General features: G+C 60.9%; 23 protein-coding genes and 1 pseudogene. 12 read left to right on the forward strand and 12 right to left on the reverse strand.

The genetic code is table 11. From position 1 onward, the window contains the following. Positions 1 to 129: 129 nt before the first annotated feature. The 4 genes and pseudogenes from ATY77_RS07415 (at position 130) to ATY77_RS07430 (ending at position 3784) form a co-directional block, all read left to right on the forward strand. Positions 130 to 2112, forward strand: a complete 1983-nt coding sequence (locus ATY77_RS07415) for a protein-L-isoaspartate(D-aspartate) O-methyltransferase (protein ID WP_088686767.1) — start codon at positions 130 to 132, stop codon at positions 2110 to 2112. A 67-nt stretch (positions 2113 to 2179) separates the two neighbouring features. Then, a pseudogene (locus ATY77_RS07420) lies at positions 2180 to 2689 on the forward strand (protein-L-isoaspartate(D-aspartate) O-methyltransferase); the annotation flags it as partial. Positions 2690 to 2699: 10 nt separating this feature from the next. Then, complete coding sequence (locus ATY77_RS07425) at positions 2700 to 3152, forward strand: YetF domain-containing protein (protein ID WP_088678102.1); 453 nt, start codon at positions 2700 to 2702, stop codon at positions 3150 to 3152. A gap of 104 nt (positions 3153 to 3256) precedes the next feature. Then, positions 3257 to 3784: a DUF4142 domain-containing protein gene (locus ATY77_RS07430; RefSeq protein ID WP_088686768.1), complete on the forward strand. Its 528-nt coding sequence runs from the start codon at positions 3257 to 3259 to the stop codon at positions 3782 to 3784. A gap of 36 nt (positions 3785 to 3820) precedes the next feature. Here the strand turns inward: ATY77_RS07430 and ATY77_RS07435 are convergent, their stop codons facing one another. The 7 genes from ATY77_RS07435 to ATY77_RS07465 all read right to left on the reverse strand — a co-directional run bounded on the left by ATY77_RS07435 (position 3821) and on the right by ATY77_RS07465 (position 11357). Next, positions 3821 to 4585: a FadR/GntR family transcriptional regulator gene (locus ATY77_RS07435; RefSeq protein ID WP_088686769.1), complete on the reverse strand. Its 765-nt coding sequence runs from the start codon at positions 4583 to 4585 to the stop codon at positions 3821 to 3823. Between the two features lie 24 nt (positions 4586 to 4609). Next, a complete protein-coding gene (locus ATY77_RS07440) occupies positions 4610 to 5674 on the reverse strand; it encodes a four-carbon acid sugar kinase family protein (RefSeq protein WP_088686770.1) in 1065 nt (354 codons plus the stop codon). Then, entirely contained in the window at positions 5671 to 6663 is a 993-nt protein-coding gene (locus ATY77_RS07445; protein WP_088686771.1) for an oligopeptide/dipeptide ABC transporter ATP-binding protein, read from the reverse strand. The genes ATY77_RS07440 and ATY77_RS07445 overlap by 4 nt, the downstream gene beginning before the upstream one ends. After that, complete coding sequence (locus tag ATY77_RS07450; RefSeq protein WP_088686772.1) at positions 6663 to 7670, reverse strand: ABC transporter ATP-binding protein; 1008 nt, start codon at positions 7668 to 7670, stop codon at positions 6663 to 6665. Before ATY77_RS07450 ends, ATY77_RS07445 begins: the two co-directional genes overlap by 1 nt. Further along, positions 7667 to 8626, reverse strand: coding sequence for an ABC transporter permease (locus ATY77_RS07455; protein ID WP_037145951.1), 960 nt, complete (start codon positions 8624 to 8626; stop codon positions 7667 to 7669). Before ATY77_RS07455 ends, ATY77_RS07450 begins: the two co-directional genes overlap by 4 nt. A gap of 2 nt (positions 8627 to 8628) precedes the next feature. After that, positions 8629 to 9585 carry an ABC transporter permease gene (locus tag ATY77_RS07460; RefSeq protein WP_088686773.1) on the reverse strand — a complete coding sequence of 319 codons (957 nt, stop codon included), beginning with the start codon at positions 9583 to 9585 and terminating at the stop codon, positions 8629 to 8631. Positions 9586 to 9719: 134 nt separating this feature from the next. Further along, complete coding sequence (locus tag ATY77_RS07465) at positions 9720 to 11357, reverse strand: ABC transporter substrate-binding protein (RefSeq protein ID WP_088686774.1); 1638 nt, start codon at positions 11355 to 11357, stop codon at positions 9720 to 9722. Positions 11358 to 11686: 329 nt separating this feature from the next. On the opposite strand from ATY77_RS07465, the gene ATY77_RS07470 reads away from it, so the two are divergent. The 4 genes from ATY77_RS07470 to pdxA all read left to right on the forward strand — a co-directional run bounded on the left by ATY77_RS07470 (position 11687) and on the right by pdxA (position 16320). After that, positions 11687 to 12592, forward strand: coding sequence for a dihydrodipicolinate synthase family protein (locus tag ATY77_RS07470; RefSeq protein ID WP_088686775.1), 906 nt, complete (start codon positions 11687 to 11689; stop codon positions 12590 to 12592). Positions 12593 to 12603: 11 nt separating this feature from the next. Next, positions 12604 to 13791, forward strand: a complete 1188-nt coding sequence (locus ATY77_RS07475) for an exo-alpha-sialidase (RefSeq protein ID WP_088686776.1) — start codon at positions 12604 to 12606, stop codon at positions 13789 to 13791. A gap of 357 nt (positions 13792 to 14148) precedes the next feature. Next, positions 14149 to 15282, forward strand: coding sequence for an iron-containing alcohol dehydrogenase (locus tag ATY77_RS07480; RefSeq protein WP_088686777.1), 1134 nt, complete (start codon positions 14149 to 14151; stop codon positions 15280 to 15282). Between the two features lie 30 nt (positions 15283 to 15312). After that, complete coding sequence (pdxA, locus tag ATY77_RS07485; protein WP_088686905.1) at positions 15313 to 16320, forward strand: 4-hydroxythreonine-4-phosphate dehydrogenase PdxA; 1008 nt, start codon at positions 15313 to 15315, stop codon at positions 16318 to 16320. Here pdxA and ATY77_RS07490 read toward each other — a convergent pair. From ATY77_RS07490 to ATY77_RS07510, 5 genes are all read right to left on the reverse strand, one after another. Continuing rightward, positions 16295 to 17386 (reverse strand): acyltransferase, encoded by a 1092-nt coding sequence (locus ATY77_RS07490; protein WP_088686778.1) that lies wholly within the window; start codon positions 17384 to 17386, stop codon positions 16295 to 16297. The two genes, pdxA and ATY77_RS07490, sit on opposite strands and share 26 nt — an antisense overlap. Before the next feature lie 160 nt (positions 17387 to 17546). After that, a complete protein-coding gene (locus tag ATY77_RS07495) occupies positions 17547 to 19052 on the reverse strand; it encodes a lipopolysaccharide biosynthesis protein (RefSeq protein ID WP_088686779.1) in 1506 nt (501 codons plus the stop codon). Between the two features lie 25 nt (positions 19053 to 19077). Beyond that, positions 19078 to 20157 carry a polysaccharide pyruvyl transferase family protein gene (locus ATY77_RS07500; RefSeq protein WP_088686780.1) on the reverse strand — a complete coding sequence of 360 codons (1080 nt, stop codon included), beginning with the start codon at positions 20155 to 20157 and terminating at the stop codon, positions 19078 to 19080. A 197-nt stretch (positions 20158 to 20354) separates the two neighbouring features. Next, positions 20355 to 20837: an RES family NAD+ phosphorylase gene (locus ATY77_RS07505; protein ID WP_088686781.1), complete on the reverse strand. Its 483-nt coding sequence runs from the start codon at positions 20835 to 20837 to the stop codon at positions 20355 to 20357. Continuing rightward, the gene (locus ATY77_RS07510; RefSeq protein ID WP_088686782.1) at positions 20834 to 21265 is read right to left on the reverse strand and encodes an antitoxin Xre-like helix-turn-helix domain-containing protein; all 432 of its coding nucleotides are present in this window, start codon (positions 21263 to 21265) and stop codon (positions 20834 to 20836) included. The genes ATY77_RS07505 and ATY77_RS07510 overlap by 4 nt, the downstream gene beginning before the upstream one ends. A 361-nt stretch (positions 21266 to 21626) precedes the next feature. Here ATY77_RS07510 and ATY77_RS07515 point away from each other — a divergent pair, with 361 nt between their 5' ends. The 4 genes from ATY77_RS07515 to ATY77_RS07530 all read left to right on the forward strand — a co-directional run bounded on the left by ATY77_RS07515 (position 21627) and on the right by ATY77_RS07530 (position 26267). Then, positions 21627 to 22640 carry a sugar ABC transporter substrate-binding protein gene (locus ATY77_RS07515; RefSeq protein ID WP_088686783.1) on the forward strand — a complete coding sequence of 338 codons (1014 nt, stop codon included), beginning with the start codon at positions 21627 to 21629 and terminating at the stop codon, positions 22638 to 22640. A gap of 63 nt (positions 22641 to 22703) precedes the next feature. Further along, complete coding sequence (locus ATY77_RS07520) at positions 22704 to 24254, forward strand: sugar ABC transporter ATP-binding protein (protein ID WP_088686784.1); 1551 nt, start codon at positions 22704 to 22706, stop codon at positions 24252 to 24254. Next, positions 24244 to 25263 (forward strand): ABC transporter permease, encoded by a 1020-nt coding sequence (locus tag ATY77_RS07525; RefSeq protein WP_088686785.1) that lies wholly within the window; start codon positions 24244 to 24246, stop codon positions 25261 to 25263. The genes ATY77_RS07520 and ATY77_RS07525 overlap by 11 nt, the downstream gene beginning before the upstream one ends. A gap of 2 nt (positions 25264 to 25265) precedes the next feature. Further along, positions 25266 to 26267: an ABC transporter permease gene (locus ATY77_RS07530; RefSeq protein WP_088686786.1), complete on the forward strand. Its 1002-nt coding sequence runs from the start codon at positions 25266 to 25268 to the stop codon at positions 26265 to 26267. Positions 26268 to 26288: the final 21 nt, after the last annotated feature.

Consider the following 26288-nt stretch of genomic DNA (forward strand, 5'->3'; position numbering starts at 1 on the left):
AACTTCGCTCTTCAGACTAAGTTCCGTAACCGAGCGGAGCAAAACCGCTCGCCCAAGGAACTCTCCGGACGACCTGGTGTTTTGCCTTCTTATGACTCCCGAAATTACAATCGACGACGGAGCCGATCCATGGATATGACGCGCACCCGAGATCGCATGGTAGAGCAACAGCTGACGCGGCGCGGTATCTGCGACCAAAGCGTCGTCAGGGCGATGCGCGCGGTACCGCGCGAAAGGTTCGTCGATCCGGGCTATGAGGAATTCGCCTATGAGGATGCGCCACTCTCGATCGGCGACGGCCAAACCATTTCACAGCCGTTCATCGTCGCCCTGATGCTCGAAAAGGCAGATCTCGACGCCGGAGACAAGGTGCTCGAGGTCGGAACCGGCTCCGGTTATGCTTCGGCCCTCATCAGCCGGATCGCCAAGCACGTCTATTCCGTCGAGCGCCATGAGAGGCTGGCGTTTCAAGCCAAGGAGCGGTTCGAGAGGCTCGGATACAGCAACATCGATGTTCGTGTCGGCGACGGCAGCAAGGGCTGGGCGAAAGCCGCTCCGTTCGATACCATTATCGTATCCGCCGGTGCACCCGAGGTGCCGCTTGCCTTGAAGGAGCAGCTGGACCTAGGAGGACGGCTTATCATTCCCGTCGGCCGCGGCGACGCGCAGCGGCTGAAGCGGATCACGCGTATCGGGGCCGAAGCCTTCGAGGAAGACGATCTCGGCGGCGTATTCTTCGTTCCCCTGATCGGCGATGACGCCTGGACCGCAGCCCATCCGATGTATACGGCGACGGCCCCGTCATCGCGCCCGGAAGAGCTCCCTCACCGGCTCATCGCAGACGCGGCGGAAGAGTTCTCATCCCTTGATGACCAGAACTTTGCCGCTCTTTTCGATCGGTTTGCCGAAAGCCGCATCGTTCTGCTCGGCGAATCCACCCACGGCACGGCCGAATTTTACGAGGCCCGCGCCGCCATCAGCCGCCACCTCATCGAGCATCACGGGTTCAATCTGATCGCGGTCGAAGCAGACTGGCCTGATGCCGCCGCGATCGATCGATGGACCAAAGGACAAGCACTAAAAGGCAGCCCGCCCTTCGGCCGTTTTCCCGAGTGGATGTGGCGGAACATGGAGTTTTCAAAATTCGCCAATTGGATGAAAGAGGAGAACCAACGGCGCGCGGCTTTGCAAAAGGATCCGATACGGTTCTACGGGCTGGATCTCTACAACATGTCGGGCTCGATCCGCTCCGTGCTCGACTATCTCGAAAGCGTCAGTCCGGAAACCGCAGCCGTCGCCAGGGAACGCTACGGCTGCCTCAGCCCCTGGCAGAGCAATCCGGCGACTTACGGCAGAGCCGTCCTCACCGACGCTTATCGATCATGCGAGGATGCGGTGCTGAAACAGTGCACGGAACTCCTCGCCCAGTCGCTAGATGACGAGGCCTCCGATGGCGACGATTTTCTGAATGCCGCTCAGTCGGCACGCTTGCTCGCCGCGGCCGAACGATATTACCGCGTCATGTATTATGGCGGTTCGCAAGCCTGGAATCTCCGCGACACCTATATGGCCGATACGATCGAACACCTGCTCGACTTTCACGGATCGGCGGCGAGGATCATCGTGTGGGCTCACAATTCGCATATCGGCGACGCCCGCTACACCGACATGGCGGCCGCCCGCGACGAACTGAACCTCGGCCAGCTCTGTCGGCAGCGCTTTGATGGAATGACCAGTCTCATAGGATTGGGAACGCATTCCGGCGAAGTGATCGCCGCGAGCGACTGGGATGGAAAAGCCGAGAAAAAACAAGTCAATCCGTCGCTGCCGCAAAGCTGCGAGCGCCTATGTCACGATTCCGGAAAGCCGCGATTTCTCCTCGATCTCAAAGCCAATGAGGAGCTGCACGCAAACCTCGTCGAGCAGCGGCTTCAACGCTTCATCGGCGTTATCTACCGGCCGGAAACGGAACGGTTGAGCCATTACATGCCGACATCGCTCTCCCGGCAATATGACGCCTTCCTCTGGTTCGATGAGACCCGTGCGCTTTCGCCGCTGGCGCCGCGCGAGCCCGGCATTGGTGATCAGGAGACTTTTGCGTTCGGCTTCTGACCGTTCCCACAACCGTCAGGTAGTGCGGGAACTTTTAGGCTCAACGCCAGTTCTATGCGCAACGCGTAAGGGAGTGCGCATGGGAAAAATTCGTGAGCCCGCACTGCCGGAGGGCCTGGTCGATACCACCGATTTCCAGAAAAGATTCTGGGCAGTTCAACGCATTTCCTGGATCATCTTCACGCTCCTCCTGGTCGCCTGCCTATTGGGTTTGCTTGGGCGGGGAGGTGCGTTTTCACGCCAAACCCTCGTATTGCCGGAGGGTTCGGTAGATTTCCCGGCCATTTCGCGGTGGAATGCTCCCGAGCACATGATCTTGAACTTTGGGCCGTCATCCGAAGACAGGGTCTTCACGGTCGACGCGGAATTTCTTCAAACATTTTCGATAGAGGGGATCGATCCGCCTCAAAAGACGACCTTCGCCCGAAATGGCCGGATAGGCTACGTATTCCCCGCCGACCCGGCAGGACCAGCGCAGATCGTGTTCCGCCTGCAGACGGAGCTTGCCGGTCCACGACGCGCCACCGTCGGGATCGGTGCTGATACCCGCACCCAATCGACTTTCATCTTTCCGTGAGGGCGCCACCGTGGATGCCGTATTACGCGGACTGACGATCTATTTCACGCTGCTTGTGATCATCCGCCTGTCGGGAAGACGGACGCTCGCTCAGATGACACCCTTCGATCTCGTCATCGTGCTGGTGATCTCCGAAACCACGCAGCAGGCGATGCTCGGAGACGACTTTTCGATCACCAACTCCGTCATCCTGATCCTGACGCTGTTCACGACTGACATCGGGCTGTCTTACGTGAAGAGATGGTGGCCGCGCGCTGGCCACGTCATTGATGGCGTGCCGACTGTACTCGTGACGGATGGCGTCTATGACGAGCGTGCCCTCAAGGGAGCCAGGCTGCAAAAGGAAGACGTCATGGAGGCGGCTCGGAGCCAGGAAGGCATCGAGAGCGTTACGGAAATCAAATTTGCGATTCTCGAAGTCAGCGGCGCCATCAGCATCATCAAAAAGCAAAAATCCGACTGACGATCGATATTCTATCGTGACGCCCAATCGGGACATCGAAACAAGATCACGGGAACTCTCGTCTTTCTCGAAAGTTCGGCAGACCATCAACCGAGGAGATCCCGATGAAACGCCTTGTTATTGCTTCGCTCGCCGTCTCTCTTGCCGTTCCCGCTTTTGCGCAATCCGCCGCCGAAAAGACGGGCGTCAATTCCTTGATGGGCGTCCCGCCGAAAACGGAGGATTTCGTCCAGGAAGCAGCCGCCAGCGATATGTTCGAAATCGCCTCCAGCAAACTCGCTGCCGAGCGCGGCGACGATGCGACGAAGGCCTTTGCGCAGCAGATGGTCGCCGATCATCAGAAGACCAGCGACGAACTCAAGGCACTGGTGTCGAGCGGCAAGGTCAAGGCAACCCTTCCGAGCGCCATGACATCGGAGCAGCAGAGCATGCTCGACAAGCTGAACGGCCTGCAGGGAGACGATTTCAACAAGCAATATCACTCTGATCAGGAAGCCGCTCACGAGGACGCAGTCGATCTCTTCAAGCGATATGGCGACGAAGGGGACAATCCCGAGCTGAAGGCCTGGGCCGCAGCCACACGTCCCGCCCTGGAGCATCATCTCCAGATGGCCGAGGAACTCAACAAATAAGCCTCAGAAGCGTGAGGCGTTACCCCCGCGACCGGCTCAAAATGACAGGTCGAGCACCCTGCCCTCGAACAGGCGATCGCGAGACCCTTCGAGATGCGCTTTCATTAACCGTTGCGCATCGTCGGCGCGACCGTCGGCGATCGCCTTGTAGATGGCGTTGTGCTCCTCATAGACCTGTTCCAGCCCCTGGCGTGGGCCGAGCAGGGAGAGGCCGTGGAGATGCATGCCGACGGCGATATGGGCCTTCAGCGCATCAATCGACGCGGTGTAATAATGATTGTTGGCCGCTTCCGTCACGGCGCGATGGAAGGTGAAATCGGCGTCTGCGCGGTGAAGCTGGTGGCTTGTCGCCTCGCGCAGATCCGCCAGCGCGCTGGCGATCTTCTGGATCGCCTGCTCATTGCGCCGCTTGGCGGCGAAATAGGCGGCGGCCGGCTCTATCGTCAGGCGGAATTCGTAGCAGCGCTGAATATCGGCAATGGTCTTGACGGGCGAATAGGCAAGCTGCGTCGTCGGCGAGCCATGGGCGCTGACGAAGGTGCCGGCGCCTTGCCGGGCATAGACCATGCCCTGATCACGCAGCCGCGCCAGCGCATCCCGGACGATCGGCCGGGAAACGCCCAGCATCGAGGCCAGCTCGTGTTCGCCGGGAAGGCGTGAATCCGGCGGATAGTTTCCGCCGCGAATGCGCTCGAGCAGCTGGTCGAAGACACGATCGACCAGCTTGACGGCCTTGCCGCGTTCGGGCTTGCCCGGCGGGCCGGCTTCCGCGTTCAAAGATTCGCCATTCGCTTCAACCACGTCATTCTCCCCGACGGTATCCTACTAGGCCGCCTGATTCCGAAGAACCAGTCTTAGCAAACTATCGGGCGTGCCGAAGCCCCCCGACTTGACGGCGCACCGAAAATGCCGCCCGTCAGCGGCCGTGACATCGAACCAGGGAATACCGGCTTCGATCTCGCCCTTCGGCACCAGCACGCTGACCCCAAGTGCACGGAAAACGGCAAGGGCGGTATCGCCGCCGCCGACCATCAGCATATCCGCCCTCGTATCACCGATGACAGTCCTGACGCCTGCCGCAAAGCGGCTGGCGACGAGCCCGGCATCGGCCGCCATGTCGCCGGTGCAGCGCAGCAACACGGGCAGCGCCAGGCCCTCTCCGCATTCGATCTTACCCATCGGCGCGTCCACCACCATGCGCAGGGAACCCGAGGCTTCGAGCCGGTTCATCTGGACTTCGGTAATCGGATCGCGCGAGCCGAAGGCAAACAGGGTGCGCGGCGTCGCAGCAAACTCCGTCGCCGGCCGGCCTGCCTCGCCGAGCCAGCGGGCGAGCGCCGCGCCGAGGCCGCGCGCACCGACCGCGAGCGTCTTTCGCCAGTCATGACCTTCAGCGATCTGGTCGAGGTCGCTATCGTCCTCGGCATCGGCAACGACGACATTTTCCGCGCCTCTGTCCTCGAACAACTTGGCGATCGGCAGCGGCTTGTTGACGCCGCGTCCGACGACACAGCCCCGGTAAGTCAGGCGCTCCTGATCGGGAATGGCGGGCGCCACGAGAATATTCTGCAGGCCGAACACATCCGCCAGCACCAGGCTTTCGGCCGCGACATTGCCCTTCAGCCGGGAGTCGATCTTCTTCATGATGATGCCGGGCTTCACGTCGCGAAACATCCTGGCCGCCGATCGGACCCTGTCGGCGGCTTCACGCTCGCCAAGGGCGCGAGAGGCGGTATTGACGACGACGACATCGCACCCGGTGGCAACCGCATCCTGCGCCGCCTCGATATCGACGGCGACCGCGACCGAAAGGCCGGCCGCGACGAAGGGCGTGCCGGTGTCGAGCGCGCCCGTCAGATCGTCGGCAATGATCGCGGCCTTCAGCGTCATGCGATCTCTTCCGTATTGACGGCGTGGCAGGCGACGAGATGACCGGGCTTGGCTTCCTTCCAGACGGGTATGACCTTGCTGCAGACATCCATGGCGATCGGGCAGCGCGTGTGGAAACGGCAGCCGGAGGGCGGGTTCAGCGGGCTCGGTACGTCGCCCTGCAGGATCTGGCGCTGACGGGTGCGTTCATGTTCCGGATCGGTCTCGGGAACGGCCGACAGCAGCGCCCTGGTATAGGGGTGCAGCGGATTGTCGAAAAGCTCCTCGCGGGTCGCAAGCTCGGCGAGCCGCCCGAGATACATGACGCCGACGCGGGTGCTGATATGGCGCACCACCGCAAGATCATGGGCGATGAAGAGATAGGTCAGGCCATATTTCTCCTGCAGATCGAGCAGCAGGTTGATGATCTGCGCCTGGATCGACACGTCAAGCGCCGAGATCGCCTCGTCGCAGACGATGAATTTCGGCTGGCAGGCGAGCGCGCGGGCGATGACGACGCGCTGGCGCTGGCCGCCGGAAAGCTCGTGCGGGTAACGCTGGGCGAAGCGTGTGGGCAGGCCGACATCGGTCAGCAGCGCCGCCACCTTCTCCTTGAGCTCCGCCTTGGTGCAAAGCTTGTGAAAGAGGATCGGCTCGCCGATCGCCTCGCCCACGGTCATGCGCGGATTGAGCGTCGAATAGGGATCCTGGAAGACGATCTGAAGGTCGCGGCGGAAGGGCCGCATCTGCTTCTCGTCGAGTGTGGCGAGGTCCTGTCCCTTGTAGACGACCCTGCCGCTGGTTGCCTTATAGAGGTTGAGGATGGTGAAACCGGTCGTCGATTTGCCGCAGCCGGATTCGCCGACGAGGCTCAGCGTCTCGCCCTCCATGATGTCGAGATCGACATTGTCGAGCGCATAGACGGTCGCCGAGCGTTCGCCGAAGGCGCCGAGCTTGACGTGGAAATGCTTGACCAGGTTTTCGACCTTGAGCAGCGGTTGAGCGCCCATCACGCGGCCTCCTGCATTCTCTGGACGACGAAACAGGCGGCGCGGTGATTGCTGCTGCCGCTCAAGGGTTCGAGCCGCGGCACCTTCTCGTGACAGATGGCTTCGGCGAGCGGGCAGCGCGGTGCAAAGGGGCAGCCCTTCGGCCGGCGGCCGGGTTCCGGCGGCGTGCCGCCGATCGAGGAGAGCCGGCTTGCCGGCGGATCTGACAGTTTCGGGATCGAGGAGAGCAGGCCGCGCGTATAGGGATGACTCGGCCGCGCATAGAGCTCGTCGACCGGCGCATCCTCGACGACCGTGCCGGCATAAAGCACGGCGACGCGGTCGACGAGGCCGGCGATCAGCGCCAGATCATGGGTGATCCAGACGACCGACATGCCGAGCTTGGCGCGCAGATCCTTCACCAGATCGACGATTTGGGCCTGGATGGTGACATCGAGCGCCGTCGTCGGCTCGTCGGCGATCAGGAGCTTTGGATTGCAGGCAAGGCCGATCGCGATCATCACGCGCTGGCGCATGCCGCCGGAGAGCTCGTGCGGAAAGGCTTGCAGCCGCTCTTCGGGGCCAGGAATGCCGACCAGGCGCAAAAGCTCGACGGCGCGGGCGCGGGCCTCCGCCTTTTTCATTTTGCGATGATAGATCAGCGGCTCGCAGATCTGGTCGCCGACGCGCATGACGGGGTTGAGCGAGGTCATCGGGTCCTGGAAGACGAAGCCGATATCGCCGCCGCGCACCTTGCGCAGCTCGCCATTCGACATCGTCTGCAGGTCGCGGCCGTCGAAGCTCGCCGTTCCCTTGGCGACCTTGATCTTGTTCGGCAGGAGCCGCATCAGGCTCAGCATGGTGAGGCTCTTGCCGCAGCCGGATTCGCCGACGACGCCTAGCGTCTCGCCCTTGTCGACATGCAGATCGATGCCGTCGACGACGACGGCCGGGCCGTTGCGGCCGTCGATCTCGACGGTGAGGCCCCTGACATCGAGCAGGCGTTCTCTGTTTTGCGTGTCCATCATTTGCTGCCCCGCGGATTGAGCGCGTCGTTGAGGCCGTCGCCGAGGAAGCTGAAGGCAACCGAGGCAAGGCCGAGCACGGCCGCCGGAGCGGCGAGAAGATGCGGATAATGCTGCCAGACGCGAAGGCCGTCCGAGATCATGTTGCCCCAGCTCGGCGTCGGCGGGTTAACCCCGACCCCGAGGAAGCTGAAGGCGCTCTCCAGCACCATCGCCGTGCCGAGACCGGCGCTGACCGAGACGATCAGCGGCCCGAGTGCATTCGGCACGACATAGCGCTTGATGATCACCCAGTTCGAAAGCCCGAGCGCCTGGGCCGCGGTAATATAGGGCCGGCTGCGGATCGACAGAACCTGGGCGCGCACCAGGCGGGCATAGGGCGGCCAGGAGATCAGCGCCATCGACCCGAAAACGAGGATGAAATCCACCCAGATCGTCTGGCGGTAGAAGGGATTGAGGGTCTCGAGATAGCGCGCTTCCATCCATCGGGTGATCGGCGATTTCAGCGAGGCGTTGATGACGACGACGAGCAGCAGGTTGGGGACCGACATCGTGACGTCGGTCAGCCACATGATGGCGCGGTCGAAGGGATTGCCGAAGAAACCGGCCACCGCGCCGAGGGTGAGGCCGATCAGCACGGCGAAGAAGGTGACGATAACGGCGACGAGGAAGGCAGTGCGCGTGCCGAAGACGACGCGGCTGAAGACGTCGCGGCCGAGATCATCGGTTCCGAAGAGGTGGCTCATCGACGGCAGTGCGTTGCGGGCGTTGAGGTCCTGACTGAGATAATCATAGGGCGTGAGATACGGCCCGAAGATCGCGGTGAAGGCGAGGATCAGGACCACGACGAGGCCGAAGACGGCGAGCTTGTTGCGCCGCAGCCGATGCCAGGCGTCGCGCCACAGGCTGACCGGCGGCTCCTCGATGGTCTCGGTGGTGGAAAGAGGGATTGCGGACATGGTCAGCGGCTCCTTCTTGAATCGTTGGCGCGCGGATCGAGCAGCGGATAGAGCACGTCCACCAGCAGGTTCGACACCATCACCAGGAAGGATCCGATCAGTGTGATCGCCAGGATGACGGGATAATCGGAATTGATCAGCGCCTGCACCGTCAGGCGGCCGAGGCCCGGCAGGCCGAAGACGAGTTCGACGAAGATGGCTCCGTTGACGATGGTGATCATGATCAGGCCGAGCTGGGTCACTACGGGCGTCAGCACCGGCCGCAGGATATGGCGCAGCGCCACGACGATCTCCGGCACGCCCTTGGCGCGCGCGGTGCGGACGAAATCCTCCGACAGCACCTCGATGACGGCGGCGCGCGTCTGGCGCACGATCAGCGCGATCGGCTGGAAGGAGAGCACCAGCAGCGGCAACAGGATGCGGACATCGAAGATGCCGCCCCAGCCATAGGGCACGCTCGTGCTCGGCAAGAGGACGATGAGGCCGACCATCAGCAGCGGACCGGCGACATAGGCGGGGATCGCCCAGAGGAAGAGCGCCGAGCCCAGAATGACGTAGTCGAGGCGCGAATTCTGGTTCAGCGCCGCGATCATGCCGAGCGGGATCGCGACGACGGCCGTCAGGATGATGGAACAGAGGGCAAGCTGGAAGGAGACGGGTGCCGCGGCCGAAACCATCGCCCAGACGGCGCGGCCCGATGTCAGCGAATTGCCGAACTGGCCGTGCAGCAGGTTCCAGATGTAAAGGCCGAATTGCTCGATGAAGGGCTTGTTGAGACCGGCACTTTCGCGAATAGCCTCGATGCGTTGCGGATTGTAGGCGACGTCGCCGGGCGCGCGCAGGAAGATGAGCTTGATCGGATCGCCGGCGCCGTAGAAAGCCAGCGCGTAGACGGCCAGCATCACCACGAGAACGGACGGAATCCAGATGGCGAACCGGGTTAGCACGTAGCGCAGCAAGGCCACCTCCCACCTGTTGTACGATGCGTTCCCGCCCTTTGCTAAAGCCCGGCGGATCGCCTCTCTTCTTCTTGAAACTTGCGCGAAGGCTTTGCGGCCCTCGCGCGCTCATCGCCAGAAACGATAGTTCCGGATCAGCCGATGGAGATGTTCCAGGGCTCGGCGATCTGCCAGTCGAGGTTCTTCTCCATGCCCTTGACCTCCTTGGTGGCCCAGCGCGACATCGCCTGAGAATACCATGGAATGAAGGCCCAATCCTCGCGGAACGCCTTCTGGGCTTCCTGGGCGAGAGTGACGCGCTGCGGATCGTCCGCAGCCTTGGTCGCCGCTTCCGCAAGAGCGCTGTCGACCTTGTCGTTCTTGTATCCGCCGAGCTTGTTCTGTGCGTTCGACGAGGTCGAGGCGATGCTGCCCGCCAGATAGGAAACGGCATCGGGAACACGGGTGCCGACGTCGTCGCGGAAGATCTGGACCGAGTTCTGGTCCGGACCGGCATAGGCGTCCTGCTGCGGCTTCATGTCGACGGCCGTGATGCCGAGATTCTGGCGCCACTGCTCGGCGATGAACTGGGCGGCGGCCTGAATGGCCGGCGCCGAGATGCCGACGAACAGGAGCTTCGGCAGGCGCTCTGGCCCGCCATAGCTCGATTCGGCAAGCAGCTTCTTGGCGGCTGCCGGATCATAGGGAAAAGGCTCGAAGCCGGAATTGTCGGCGCCGGGAACCGAATTGAGGATCTGATCGGCCTTCTTGTGCGGCCCATCCGGATAGGAGGCCTTGAACAATCCGTCGCGATCGACCGCCATGATCAGCGCCTGGCGCACCTTCGGATCGTCCATCGGCGCGCGGGAAGTGTTGAACCAGAAGTGCTGGCTGGTCGGGATCAGCGGGCCGGCCGAGAATTCCGGGCCGAGATCCTGAATGATCGTCGAGGTGACGAGCTCGGTATGGGCGTTGAACTCGCCCGACTTGATCAGCGACGTCGCAGTGACATTGTCCTCGATCGAGGTGATGTCGATGCGCGCAAGCTTCGGCTTCTGCCCGAAGAAGTTCTCGTTCGGCTCGAAGGTGATCTTGCCGGCATCGATATCGATGCTCGTCAGCTTGAACGGACCGGAGAAGACTGGGTTGTTCTCCGGCTTGTACCAGTCGATGATTTCCTCGCCGTCGCTGCCGCGCGACTGCGATGCCTTGGTGATCGGCGCGATGTGGTTTGCGAGACGCATGAAGAAGATCGGATCGGCGGCGGCGAGCGTCACCACGACCGTCCCCTCGTCGGGCGTCGCGACACCGGTCAGTTCGTTGCCCGAGCCGGCGGCGATTTCGGCGTAGCCCTTGACCTTGCTCAGCACCTGGTCGGCGCGCTGGCTCTTGGTGTTCGGCATCGAGGCGACTTCCCACGATCCCTTGACATCGGCCGAGGTGATCTTGCTGCCGTCGGAGAAAACGGCCTTGGGGTCGATCTTGAAGGTCCAGATCGTGTTGTCGGCCGATTCCCAGCTGGTGAAGACGTACGGCTTGATATTGCCTTCGCTGTCGAAATACATCGGCGAAGCCCACCAGATCGAATTCCAGCGGAAGGTCCTGCCGCCGCCGCGCAGCGGCGACCAATCCTGGTCGAAGGCCGGATGCGCGACCTTAAGGACCTGGCCTTCATCGGCCATCACGATACGGGCATTCATTCCGAAGACGGTGAGGCCGACGCCGGCAGCAAGGCCAAGCTTCAGCGCATTGCGACGCGAGATATTGGTTTTATCAGATTGATCAAAAGACATGCGTTCCTCCCACGGTAAATTCGGCAGCGCTCTCCCTGCCCCTTGCCAGGCGCAGCACAATCCGGTCCCATATCGTTCTCCCGTTATTGTAAATATGTCAACAAAAAATCGCGTTTTTCAGTCGAACAAAATATACCTCTAAAAATAAACAAACAAAATCAAATAGATAGTTTTTTGGTTTTCCACGAGGCCATTTTGTCTTCTTGACAAAAGCGCTGCAATGGAAAAGTTCTTGGCACTCCATCGCGACAGGCGAATGACAAATGCACGCGCAACCGGCCGGTTCGGAGATAGATCGGCAAGATGGGACGCGCCGAAGGGAGGACAGGATGAGCCATCACAGGATCACGGGCGTTTTCAGCGCGGCCGCAACGCCGCTGACCGCAGAGAACAGGCCGGACCTTGCCCTTTTCACCGATCATTGCCGGCGGTTGCTGGCTGAGGGTTGCCATGGTGTGGCCCTGCTCGGCACGACCGGCGAGGCCAATTCCTTCTCCTCCAGCGAGCGCCGCGCCATTCTGGAAGCGGCGCTGGAAGCCGGCATTCCGGCCGACAGGCTGCTGCCGGGCACCGGCGTCGTCGCCATTCCCGAAACCGTGGAACTGACGCGGCACGCCCTGTCGGTCGGCGTCACCAAGGTCGTGATGCTGCCACCCTTCTACTACAAGGGCGTCTCCGACGACGGCCTCTTCGCCGCCTATTCGCAGGTGCTGGAAAAGATCGCCGACACGCGCCTGCAGGTCATTCTCTACCACATCCCTCAGGTTTCGGGCGTGCCGCTCTCCATCCCGCTGATCGGCCGGCTGATTGCCGCGTTCCCCGAAACCATCGTCGGAATCAAGGAATCTGCCGGTGATTTCAATAACATGCAGGCGATCATCGCCGCCTATCCCCGCTTCTCCGTTCTCGCTGGCGCCGATCCGCTGCTGCTGCCGCTCCTGAAGGCCGGCGGCGCGGGCTGCATTACCGCAACCTCCAATCTCGTGGCGGATTCGCTGCGCACCGTCTACGACCATGTCCATGACGAGGCGCGCGCCGCCGATGTCGAGGCGGCGCAGGCGCGCATCAACGCCTACCGCACGCTTTCCAACTCTTACGTCCAGATCCCGACCATCAAGGCAATGGTGGGGCTGAAGACAGGCAATCCCGCCTGGAAGCGCACACGCGCGCCGCTGCTGCCGCTCGGCGATGCTGACTATGCCGCGCTCGCCGAAAGCTACGCCAAGCTGCCTTGAGGAGATCCGCCATGAGTTTTACCGGCCTTTCCCCAGAAGCCGTCCCCGCCCTGATGACCGGGGCCATCACCCCTCATCCCACCGTCGCGGGCCGTGCCGATGCCTATCTGCCGTCCCCCTGCATCCAGAACCATGCGGCCAATCTCGCCTTTCTGCCTGACGACACCCTAAGCTGCGTCTGGTTCGGCGGCACGATGGAAGGCATGGGCGACATCTCGATTTACATGTCGCGACTGGCGCCGGGCTCGAAGCGCTGGTCCGAGCCGGAGAAGATGAGCGACGATCCGCAGAAATCCGAGCAGAACCCATTGATTTTCAATGCTCCTGGCGGAAAGACATGGCTGCTCTATACCTCGCAGACCTCGGGCAATCAGGACGGTTCCGTTGTCAAATGCCGGATCTCCGATGATGGCGGCCGAAGCTTCGGCCCGGTCCGCATCCTTTGCGACAGCCCCGGCACATTCGTGCGCCAGCAGATCGTCGTCAACGGCAGGGGCGAATGGCTGCTTCCGGTGTTCCGCTGCGTCGGCCTCAACGGCCAGCGCTGGAGCGGCGACGCCGATACGGCGGCCGTGCTGATCTCACGCGACGGCGGCGCAAGCTGGCAGATGCACGACATTGCCGACAGCATCGGCGCCGTGCATATGAACATCCTGCCGCTCGGCGGCGACCAGATGATTGCCTTCTACCGCAACCGTTTCGCCGAGAGCATTCTTTCCAGCCGATCGAGCGATGGCGGCAGGACATGGAGCGCGCCCGAGCCCACGGAACTTCCGAACAACAATTCCTCCATTCAGGCTACAGTCATGAATAATAGAGGAATCGCAATGGTTTACAACCATTCGAACGCCGCTATGTCGGATGCGCGACGCCAGTCTCTCTATGACGAAATCGAGGGCGACGACGCCGGAGAGACGGCTGCCGCCGTTGCCGATATCCGCCGGAAAGCGATCTGGGGTGTTCCGCGTGCGCCGCTGAGCCTCGCAATATCGAGGGATGGCGGCAGGAGCTTTCCGTATCGGATCGATCTCGATACCGGCGACGGCCACTGCCTCAGCAACAATTCCAAGGATTCGCTGAACCGCGAATTCTCCTATCCCTCGGTCATCCAAAGCGGCGACGGCACACTCCATGTCGCCTATACCTACTATCGGCGCGCCATCAAATATGTGCGCCTCGAACCGAACGCCCTGCCGTAAGCAAGGCAGCGGCCAGCCAATTGTAAACCTGCGTCCGATCAACACCGAAAGGACGCGGGTACAATGGTTTTTGGCCGATCGAACAGCCATGAATTGACAACAGCCCTGACCGGTCGGCTGCCGCGCGACGGACTCGGCCTCTCCTAAGCCAAATGCCCGCCCTAATCGGCGAAATTCGTATATCTTATTGTTTTATATACAGAATAATCGTGCAAACTTCATCTGAAAACTTGCTCCGGCGAACATCGCGCGACAAAATTTCAGGCTCTCGGGAATGTCGGCTTGACTTTGACATTACAACTTTACAATAAAGAGAGCGACACTATTGCCGCAAGATCCTGCAGGGAGGACTGGTTCATGGCCAGCTTGGGTTCGCCAATCACGATAATTCGGCCGCATCAGATCGAATTCGGCATCGGCACGGCAGGAAAGCTCGGCAAATGGGCCAGCGAAAGAGGCTATCGGCGCACGCTTGTCATCTCGGATGCTTTCAACGCTTCGCGCATCGACGTGCTGGAGCTGAAGGGCGAGGTGACGGTCTTCTCCGAAGTGACGCCGGAGCCGGATACGGCCAATCTCGATAAGGTGCTGGCTGCGGCCAATGCCGCCGATGCGGAGCTGATCGTCGGTTTCGGCGGCGGCAGCGCCATGGATCTGGCAAAGCTTGCCGCCGTTCTTGCCGGCTCGGCGCAGACGCTGCACGAGGTCGTCGGCCCCAATAAGGTGCACGGACCTCGCAAGGCCGGGCTCGCCCAGGTGCCGACAACCTCGGGCACCGGCAGCGAGGCCGGCATTCGCGCACTCGTCACCGATCCCAAGACGATGGCGAAGCTTGCCGTCGAAAGCCTGCATATGCTCGCCGACATCGCCGTCATCGATCCGGCCCTGACCTTCACCGTGCCGGCTCGCACTACCGCCGCCACCGGCGTCGATGCGATGGCCCATTGCGTTGAGGCCTTCACCAACCGCAAGGCCCACCCGATGGTCGACATCTACGCGATCGAGGGGACGCGGCTGGTCGGCAGATATCTCGCCCGCGCCGTCAGGGACGGCAGCGACGCGGAAGCGCGCGCCGGACTGTCGCTCGCCTCGCTTTACGGCGGCTTCTGCCTCGGGCCGGTCAACACAGCCGGCGGCCACGCGCTTGCCTATCCCCTCGGCACGCGCTGGCATGTGGCGCATGGCGCGGCGAATGCGCTCATCTTCCCGCATGTTCTCGCCTTCAACACGCCCTCGGCTCCGGAAAAGACGAAAGCGGTGATGGCGGCGCTCGGTTATGAGGCCTCGGACAATACGGCATCCGTCTTCGATGCGGCTTACGCTTTCTGCGCCGAACTCGGCATCGAAATGAAGCTCTCCGGCCTCGGCGTGCCGGAAAGCGATCTCGACGCCATGGCCGACGACGCCTTTGCCATCCGCCGTCTGCTCGACAACAATCCGCGCGACCTGACGCGCGCCGACATTCGCTCGATCTACGCAGCCGCGTTCTAGGCGACACGGTTTTCAGAAGGAACTTTGATGATGGACAGGAATGCAAAAGTCGCCGTGACGCTTGGTGATCCCGCCGGCGTCGGCCCCGAAGTGATCGTCAAGGCCCTGGCGGCCCTTCCCAAAGAAGAGCGCCGCGACTTCGTCATCGTCGGCAATGTCGAAGCGCTGGAGCGCGCCGACCGCGCCACCGGCGCCGGCCTGCGGTTCGGCCCCGCCGATGCCGCCGGCGATGGCAGCATTGCCGTCGATGAAGTTCCGCTGGGCGCAGCCCTGCCCGAAATCGGCAAGGTCAGCCCGGTCGCGGGCGACGCCTCGGTGCGCTATATCACCCGCGCCGTCGATCTCGCCATGTCTGGGAAAGCCGATGTCATCGTCACCGCGCCGATCAACAAGGAGGCGATGAACCTTGCCGGCCATCACCATGACGGCCATACCGGGCTTCTCGCGCATCTCACCGGCTCGAAGAGCTCCTTCATGCTGCTTGCCTCCGAGCGGCTGAACACCATCCATGTCTCGACCCATATCTCGCTGAAGGGCGCGATCGAACGTGCCAAGACGGAGCGGGTGCTGGCGACCATCGAAGCCGGACACAAACATTTCCTGCGCCTCGGCAAGAAGGCCCGCATCGCCGTGGCCGGCCTCAACCCGCATTGCGGCGAAAACGGCCTGTTCGGCACCGAGGACACGGAATTCCTGGCGCCCGCCGTCGAGCAGGCGCAGGCCAAGGGCATCGATGTCGTCGGGCCGATCTCGGCCGATACGGTGTTCGCCCGCGCCTATAACGGCGCCTTCGATCTCGTCATCGCCCAGTATCACGACCAGGGCCACATCCCGATCAAGCTCGTCGCCTTCGAAACGGCGGTCAACGTCTCGCTCGGCCTGCCGATCGACCGCGTCTCGGTCGATCACGGCACCGCCTTCGACATAGCCGGCACCGGCAAGGCCAACCACGTCAACATGCTCTCTGCCATCGCCTATGCCCGGCTGATGGCGCGCTCGCCGCGGCGGGCTGTTATCGAGCCCGGCGGGTCCGCATAGCCATGGTTTTGTCTAGGAGACGAGCGGTCACATAGGCGAAACAGACGACTGCGCCGAGAAGCACGAAAAACGCGAGAGGACCATTCACCCCGATCGACCCGGCAACCGGCTTGAAAACACCGATCACCCCTCGGTGCAGGATGTAGACGGGGTATGAGATATACCCGATCCGCGTCGCCAGCGCCTCTAATTTTGCCGGTATCTCCAAAAAGAGACCAAGCATCACGATGAGCGGCGCCAGGGCCATCGCGAACATCAAATCGTAATAAGGCCGCAGCACGGAAGGAACCGGCGCCGCGATGCAGATCATCAGCAGCAGGCACGGCACCAAGGCGGTCCAACCCTTCCTCCAGGCGGGCATGCCGCCGAACAGACGGCTGATCACCACCCCTGCCGTAAATGAAAACATCACCCTTGGCAGTCCACCGATAGCGGAAGGCCATTCCCAGCCGATATTCAACATTCCGTACTTGAGACCGACAACAACCAAAAATGCAGCCGAGGCCAGGGCCACGAGGCAAAGGGCACGGACGGAGAGCCGAAAAAGCCATACTGCGAAGAGTATGTTCACCAACAGTTCCCAGAACATCGACCATGCCGGACCATTGATTGGAAACATCCCCTGCATCGGGCTTGCTTGAAGTAAATACATCGGGCTGGGCAGAAAAGCCCCGTTGGCAACTGTCGACACCATGAGGTCAATGACACTTTGACCTCTCAGCCCCCAGCTTGTCAGCAGAATGATTTGCACGAGACCGACTGAAATGCCGATCAGATAGAGCGGATAAAGACGCTTGATTCGAGCCGCCATAAAGGACTGGAATGGCAGACCGCCCGAAAGCCGTTTTCCGTAAATGTCCGCGATAATAAACCCGCTGAGAACGAAGAAAAAGTCGACTGCCAGATAAGCGGACGGGGCATATCTTTCCTGGAAATGTGTAGCCACAACGCAAATGGCGGCAAAGCCGCGCATTGCGTCGAGAGAATAGTAACGGCTGCGGTCGGCAATCGAGACTCCTGCGCTGTCCATCGCTGGTGGCGCATAACCGCGGTCGAGACTGGTCATCTTGTCGATTATCCTATCGCCGTTGTGCCTGAGGGCACCAGAGGTAGTGGATCACAAACGGCATGAAGTGACGTATGCGAATGGCAAATGCCCCTTTGAACACCAGTCGGTTCAAAATTCACAGATCGTTGGGACGTGTCTGTACATCACGATTGATGTGCTACGGTGCTGATAGTAGCGCCCCTTTGCGCTGCCGTGCCTGCTTTATAATGCCCATCAAGAGATTTAAACGGGGCCTGCATAGGATAAATATTAGGCAACCGTAGGCAATGGCACCTGCGAGGATCTCCACCGCCAAACGCGGATAAGCTGACCAATGAATTAGCGCTTCATGGAGCAGCAAAACTACAGCAATCATACCTGCAGAAGCCATGCTAGGCCGAAGGAATTGCATCAAGTATGCCCCGATACTCAGATCAATATGCCGCGAAACTTTCCAGCTGGTAATCGGCCAAAATAACAGAACCTGAATCATTATCGCGAAGACAATTATTGTAACCCCATAAGGATAAAGAATTGCGATGGACAACAGCGTGAGGATATTTCGTGCGAGCTGGTAGTAAAACCACCAATCCATTTCGCCTTGGCTTTTTATCAAAGACGCTTGAACGTAGCCGATCCCAGCCATCAACCCTATAACGCAATAGAACCGAACGGGCCAAACAGCCTCAATCCAATGCGCACCGAATACTGTCGGGATCACATCATCAGCGACTGCGGCAAGGCCAATAAATACGGGGTACGATACCAGAGAGCAACCAAACGTCGCCATTAGGAATGCTTCACGAACTTTCTTGTGATCTGACCGCAACGAAGAAAGCAGGACGTGCGTGACAGATGTTAAGCCCCCGGCGATAACGTTATTGATCATATCAAACAAACGCTTCGAAAAGTTATACATACCGAGCGCTGATGGGCTCAAGAGCACGCCTATGATAAGGTTGTCTAAGCTCATCGTCTGTAAAAACCGAGTGCCAGATGCAAAAAAGCCGTAGTGAAGGAGGTCGTTCAGGCTTGCTCTCTTGAGGTGAAGTCCCGGTGACCACCCCGCACCCCAGAAGGAAGCGCCGCACGATGCCGCGGTGGCAGCAATCTGCGCAATCGCAAGCGCCCACAAGCCAAAACCCGCGAGAACTAAAACAAGGCAAATGCCAGCAGAAGTGATGGTAGCTATAACAGTACGGACAGCTACCAGATGAAATGACATCTTCCTATTGACAATCGCATTCGGAACGATGGTCATGAAGTCGAAGAATACCTTCAACCCCATGATGTAAATCAAATACCTGACTTCCCCGTGTCCCACGTATTCCGCGATTGGAGAAGCGGCGACACACAAAGCTCCATAGATGAAAAACGAAAAAACAAGCGAAAGTAGGAATATGGTGTCCAGGTGGCTGCGTTTTATTTCAGCTCTCTGTATGATCGCCTCGCCAAATGCAGTCGGTCCAAAACTGCCTGCAAACGACACTATGCTGAATGACAGCGCGACAAGACCAAAATCCTGGGGTTGAAGAACTCGTGAAGTCACCACAAAAACTGCGAAGGTGAAGACTGTTGGAATAAATGTACTCAGCGCCGACCAAAATGCGCCCGTTACGGCTGCGGCGGATCGGTTCTCGTTCACATGGCTGAATAGAATATCATCGTCTCGTGCAACCGACAAAACTGAACTCCTACGGGGAATCAAACTATAGAGGGATGGGGACGAGATCCGGGGCGGGAAGACCGGGACGCAGATCTATCGGTCTACTCGACTTGTACCAGGTGCCGTTCATCTCATACGGAAGGCGGGACATGGCCGCCAAAATCTCACTGGCATTTGTCGCTTTCTCCACCAACAGAGTATCGCCGGTCCAGCTACCGATGAAGTCGTGCAGCCTGCTTCCGCTTCTCGCAACCGCGACATGCGGCTTATTGAGCAAAAGACAAAGAGTATGACCATGGAGGCGGTTGGTGATAATCCGTTGCGCGCCGGACAGCATCTTCACGCCATAATCGACATACCGAGCAGCGACATCCTCGCAATGTTGGGCCACCATCTCGGAACGGCTAAAGCCACGCCGCATCGCGGCCTTGAGGACACTCGACTTGCGCAGGCGCGACAAACTATCCGGACCGTTGATCCAATTGGTAAGAGGTCCGTCGACGATCGCTCTGGCTTCAGCTATATCGACGTCGTCCTCCCCAAAAGGCTGCATGACGTATAATGCCCGGAGAGGATCGGCTTCGAACGGTTTAAGCATGTCGATAGCGAATGCCGTGTCCGGCCCAGCCTCGACATCGCAATCGAAGTTCGCTTTTGCCAGCTCGAAACTCTGCTCGTCGCGCGTCATAAAGAAAAATTTGCGATGCCTCCCAATCGTACGCTTCGCGTAGTCCATAAGGGCCTCGTTGGCGAAATCGATTGTTTGAGGCATCTGAATGATGGTTCGGTCCGGATATTTGCACGCTAACCGGTAGCGAACATCGTCTCTGCCGGTCCGCGCATCTCCGAAGTCGGCCCACCCGCAAATGAATATTGGAGCGTCGCCGGGCGTGGATTTTATCTCGTTAATACTTTGAAGAGAGCCGCCGGTAAGTACCGGCAGGCGCCCTGTTACCTCCTGCAATACCTTTGCCAATCCCAACCAACTTGCGTGGTGGCCGGGATCTTTATTGGATGGAAAATCCATTATAATGTAAGGCTGTCCTCTACTAACAAATTTCCTTACCGATCTAATCAACTTTTCCTGCAATCGCCGGATTACAACTTCGCCGAGATGATACATATATTCTACTTGCATTTTCAAAATTGGATCAGCAATTACATGCCCAAGTTTAGGAGTCAATTGGACTGCCGTGCGTCATAGCTACGCACCAAATTTGCCTTACTTTTTAAGGTAAATGAGAACGAGGTTCGGACCTTGCGCGCAACGGTGGAAAGGGATGCGGAAGCATGACTAGGATGCGCAAAAAATCGGGCTTATCACATGTCGAACAAGCGGCGGTCCCAGTAGACGGGTTGGTGGAGGCTGACCGTGATCGATGGGAATTCCGGGTGGGCCGGGTTGATCAGCACGTTGCGGTCGACCCGGGCAACGACGCTCGGCACCAGCAGGATGGCGCTGCGCTTTTCCTGGTACCACTTTTCGCCGAAAGCCTTGCTGACGCCGGCCGGCATGCTGTCCCAGCCCGGCAGCGCCGGCTCGGAGAAGATCTCATAACTGAGCCCGCGCGGCATTGATATCGTGACGTAATGCTGATTGGGCGGCAGCCTGCCGCTGCCATGGACGAGCTTTTCGAGCAGCGCCGTCGGATAATGCTCGCTCGTATAGATAATCGGGCTGCCCGACGTGTTCCACCGCCCCGGCGCGACGGTCGAGCCGGTGGCATCGAAGATCGGGTAGGTTCCGTTGGGATCTCCGATCCGGACGGATGTCAGCGTACGGTCAAGAAGCCGTGCGCTCACGCAGCGCTGCCGTATTTCAGGCTTCCAAGGACATCGAGCACGAGCTCGCCGCCGATCTCGCTCTGGATGACGACGTCGATCGGCCGCCTGTCCTCCAGCATCGCATGCGGGCGAAACAGGAAATCGCGCGCCTCGGCCTCGGTCCGCCAGACATCGAGCGCCAGCCCCCAGACACGCGCGAGACGGGCGAGCCTTATGCCCTCATCGGAGGAGAGCCGATGCTTGGACTTGCGCCGTTCATAAGTGGCTTTGGGAACGAGCCGGTATTTGAACTGGGCGTCGCTTGGGGCGAGAAGCAGCGCCATGCGGTCAAGCGCCTTGACCGGCAATCCCGCCTCGATACTGGAGAGCAGGCCGAAGGCCGAACGCGAGGCCGGTTCTCTGGCAGGCAGTCCGAGAACGTCGGCAACGACAGCAAATCCCATCATCACAATGGCTCCTTTTCACTTGAGGATATATTTAGTCTCAAGTGGACCAATGATCAAGTACGTCATTTGCTGAGCTGCCGATGAAGGCGGATTATGAGTCCCGACCGGGGGGTTCGACACCCAGGGCATCGATCTTTCCGAACTCGGCGAGACGATCGACAGACAGCTTGAACAAGGCCTCTGGGATTGCCGGCATGATCCCTTACCGCGTGCCATCGATCGTTGCGGCAAACCTCGGCCACGAACGAGCTTGCGGCCCGCCCAGTCTTTTTCCCAGAGAGCATCTTTTTGGAAATTCCTTTCTCCTCATTCCGATTAGTCTACTTAATTTATAGAAATAACTTAATTGGAGAGAGTGGTCATGAGCATCGAAAAGTCCGGAAGCCGCTTCGGAAGACGAGACCTGTTGAAACTGTCCGCAGCGGCTGGGGTCGCCGTCGCCGGCGCTTCGCTTGTCGGGCAAAAAACGGTTCTGGCAGCCGGCGAAGAACCGTCGCTGAAAGGCAAGCGCATCGCCATCAGCGCGACCGGCACCGATCACTTCTTCGACCTGCAGGCCTATAATGCCCAGATCGAAGAGGTGAAGCGTCTCGGCGGCGAGCCGATCGCCGTCGATGCCGGCCGCAATGATGGAAAGCTGGTCTCGCAGTTGCAGACCTTGATCGCGCAGAAGCCGGATGCGATCGTTCAAATCCTCGGTACGCTCAGCGTCATCGATCCCTGGCTGAAGAAGGCGCGCGATGCCGGCATTCCGGTCCTGACCGTCGACGTCGGCTCGACCAATTCGATCAATAACACCACGTCGGACAATTGGGGCATCGGCAAGGATCTCGCGCTGCAGCTCGTCTCGGATATCGGCGGCGAAGGCAATATCGTCGTCTTCAACGGTTTCTATGGCGTCACGCCCTGCGCCATCCGCTACGACCAGCTGGTCAATGTCGTCAAATATTTCCCGAAGGTGAAAATCCTCCAGCCGGAACTGCGCGACGTCATCCCCAACACCGTGCAGGACGCCTTCACCCAGATCACGGCGATCCTGAACAAGTATCCGGAAAAGGGGGCGATCAAGGCGATCTGGTCGGCCTGGGATATTCCCCAGCTTGGCGCCACCCAGGCGCTGACGGCAGCGGGGCGGACGGAAATCCGCACCTACGGCGTCGATGGCAGCCCCGAAGTGCTGCAGCTTGTCGCCGATCCGAATTCGCCTGCCGGCGCCGACGTCGCCCAGCAGCCGGCGGAAATCGGCCGGACCGCCATCCGCAACGTCGCGAGGCTCCTCTCCGGCCAGACGCTGCCGCGCGAGACCTATGTGCCGGCGCTCCTCGCCAACAAGGCCAATGTCGGCGAAGTCACCAAGAAGCTCGGCATCGGCTGACGCTCGCCGATGGGCGATCCGGCATGGCCGGATCGCCCGGAGCATGACGACCGGAGAGATCCTATGACGGCCATTTCGCTGACGCCGCCGGCAAGGGCGCGCGACGACATCATCCGCTTCGAAGGCATCGTCAAGCGCTTCGGCGGCGCGCAGGCGCTGGCCGGCGCGTCGTTGTTCGTCAAGCGCGGCACGATCCACGGTCTTGTCGGCCAGAACGGTGCCGGCAAGTCGACGCTGATCAAGCTGCTTGCCGGTCTTCACCAGCCGGATGACGGCCGGATCGAGATCGAAGGGCGGACATTCGACAGGCTGACACCGCATCTGGCCGAAGAACTCGGCATCCACTTCATTCACCAGGACCGGCTGCTGGTGCCGACCTTCACGGTCGGCGAAACCCTGTTCCTCGGCCGGGAACCGCGCCTATCGGGCACGCCCTTCCTCGACCGGCGGCTGATGCAACGCCGCGCCTCCGATATTCTCAACGATTATTTCGGCCTCCGCCTGCCGAACACTGCCCTGATCGGCGAATTGTCGACCGCCGAAAAACAGATCGTGCAGATCACCCGCGCCCTCCTCAACCAGCCGAAGGTTCTGGTCTTCGACGAGCCGACAGCCGCGCTGGTGGCCCGCGAGGCTGCTATCCTCTTCCGGCTGATCCGCCGCCTGCGCGATGAAGGCGTGACCATCATCTACATCTCGCATTATCTCAACGAAATCGAGGAGCTCTGCGATCACGTCACCGTGCTGCGCAACGGGCTCACCGTCGCTTCGGTGCCGATCGGAGGGACTTCGGCCGCCGCAATCGCCCGGCTGATGGTCGAGCGCGATATCAAGGAGATGTTTCCGAAGCCGCAGGTCACATCAGGTGAGGAAATCCTCAAGGTCGAGCAATTGTCGTCGCCAGGGAAATACACCGACATCAGCTTCTCGCTGCGCCGCGGCGAAGTGCTCGGACTCACCGGCCTACTCGGCTCCGGCGCCAAGGAGCTGGTACGTACCCTCTTCGGGCTCGAGAGGTCGGCGTCCGGCCGCATCGAGATCAATGGCAAAGCTGCCTGTTTCGCCAATCCGAAGCAGGCGGCTGGCCACGAGATCGCGCTGGTGCCGGAGGATCGGCGCCGCCATGGCATCGCGCTCGACCTCAGCGTTGCTGAAAATGTGAGCCTTTCCAGTCTCGGCCGGTTCACGCGTTTCGGCTTTCTCGACCGCAAGCGCGAGCGGCGCGAAATCGATGCCCTGATCACCCGGCTGCAGGTGAAGACCAGCGGCCGGAATGCGCTTCTGCGGACGCTCTCGGGCGGCAACCAGCAGAAGGTGGCCATCGCCAAGTGGCTGAGCCGCCACTCCGAGATCTATCTCCTCGACGAGCCGACGGTCGGTGTCGATATCGGCTCCAAGGTCGAAATCTATAGGCTGATCGGCGAGCTTGCGGCGCGGGGTGCGGCCGTCATCGTGCTGTCCTCGGACCTGCCCGAACTCGTCGGCATCACCGATCGCATCCTCGTGCTCTTCCGCGGCCGCGTGGCGCGGGAATTCATATCGTCTGAGACCACGGCGGATGCCGTGCTGGCGGAATCGACCGGATCGTTAGAGGGCAAGCGCCATGTCGGCTGAAGTGGAATTCGCACCTGCCGGGTTTTCGGCGATAGAACCGCCGTCCCGGCCGGCCGGCAACATCGCCGCTGGCGTCTTGCGCTTCGGATCCTTGATCGCTTTTGCGGCCATTCTGATCATCTTCTCGCTCACCGCGCCCTATTTCTTGAGCGTCGGCAATATCGGCAACGTGCTCGGCCAATCCGCCATATCGGGCGTGCTGGCCATCGGGCTGACGGTCGTTCTGGTTGCCGGCGGCTCCAATGTCGTCACCGGCGGCATCGACCTGTCGCTGGCGGCCAATATGGGCCTCAGCGCCGCCGTCTATGCCAGCCTGACACAGCTCGGCTACGGCGACGCGACGGCCATCACTGCCTCAATCCTGACCGGAGCGCTGATCGGCACGGTCAATGCCGTTGCCGTCGTCTATGCCGGCATCGTGCCGCTTCTTGCCACGCTTGCGGTGATGAACGTCGTCGCCGGGCTGGAACTGGTGCTGACCCAGAATACCGTCCTGCCGGCCTCCACGCCGTTCCTCTCGGCGCTTTCGGGCTCCGATCCCTTCGGCCTGCCGGTGCTCGCCTATGTGCTCATCGGCTTCACGGCAATCGCTACGGCGATCATTCAATATACGCCGCTCGGCCTGCGTCTTTATGCCGTCGGCGAATTCCCGGATGCGGCGCGCGCCGCCGGCCTGCCGCTTCGCCGGCTGCTCGCTGGTGCCTTCGTCGCCAGCGGCATATCCGGCGGCATCGCCGGCATCCTGTCCGTCTCCTATCTCAGCGGCAGCACGACCGGCTCCGGCGAGATGCTGTTGCCAGTCGTCGTGATCGCCCTGCTCGGCTCGGTCTTTTCACGCCGGCTGGTCCCGACGGTCACCGGCACATTCCTCTCGGCCCTGCTGATCGGCTTCCTGACCAACGGCTTCCAGCTGCTCAACATTTCGAGCACGCTGGTCAGCGGGGTCCAGGGTGTGCTGATTCTGATCGTGGTCTCCGCGACCACGCTGTTGCGCCGGCAGGAGGCCTGATCATGTCGCTCGAGACTTCGACGCCCGCCGCCGCCAACCTGCCCCGCCTGATCGCCGCCGGCGCACTGCGCTACGGGCTGATCCTCGCGCTCGTGGCGGTGTCCGCGATCTTCTCGGCGGCAACGCCGACATTCCTGACGCCAGCGAACCTCCAGAGCATCCTGGTCAACAATTTCACGCTGCTCGCCATCGTCTCCATCGCCATGACCTTCGCCGTCTCGTCGGGCGGCATCGATCTTTCTGTCGGAACGGCGATGGATTTTGCGAGCTTCGCCTTCGTCTCGCTCGTGCTCGCCGGACAGCCGGTGGCACTCGCCGCTCTTGCCGGATTGGCGGCCGGGGCGCTCGTCGGCGCCTTCAACGCGCTGCTGATATCAGGGATCGGTGTGTCGCCGTTCCTTGCCACGCTCGGCACGCTGTTCATCGGCCGCAGCGTCCAGCAATTGCTGACCAATGGCGGCAATCCAGTCTACCTACCGCCGAGCGGCGTGCCCGAGGCTTTCCGTTTTCTCGGCCATGGCACGATCGCCGGCTTCCCCGTGCCGCTTGCGGCCGCCATCGCGATCATCGCAGCCGCAGCGGTCGTCTTTGCCCGCACCCGCTTCGGCCGCGTCATTCTCTCGATCGGCATTCAGCCGGCGGTCGTGCGCTATTCCGGCATTGGAACATCCGCCCATATCGCCGTGACCTTCATCATCGTCGGCTTGATTGCCGCCGTCGCCGGGCTGATCCTGACGGCGACAGTCACCGTCTATATCCCGTCCTCCGGCAATGCCTTCCTGCTGAATGCCATCGGCGCCACGTTCATCGGCACGACGCTCAGCCCGCTCGGGCGGCCGAATGTCGGCGGCACCGTGCTTGGTGTCCTGCTGCTCAGCATCGTCGCCAACGGGCTGCTGCTGACCGATCTGAATTTCTACTGGCAGCAGGTCGGCACGGGCACGCTGATCTTCGCGGTTCTCGCGCTCAGCTTCATCAACAGGAAAGCCGCCGGCCGTGCGTAAAGCGAGCCACATACAGGGAAT

Source organism: Rhizobium sp. R634, assembly GCF_002211305.1.
In the GTDB taxonomy this organism is placed as follows: Bacteria; Pseudomonadota; Alphaproteobacteria; order Rhizobiales; family Rhizobiaceae; genus Rhizobium.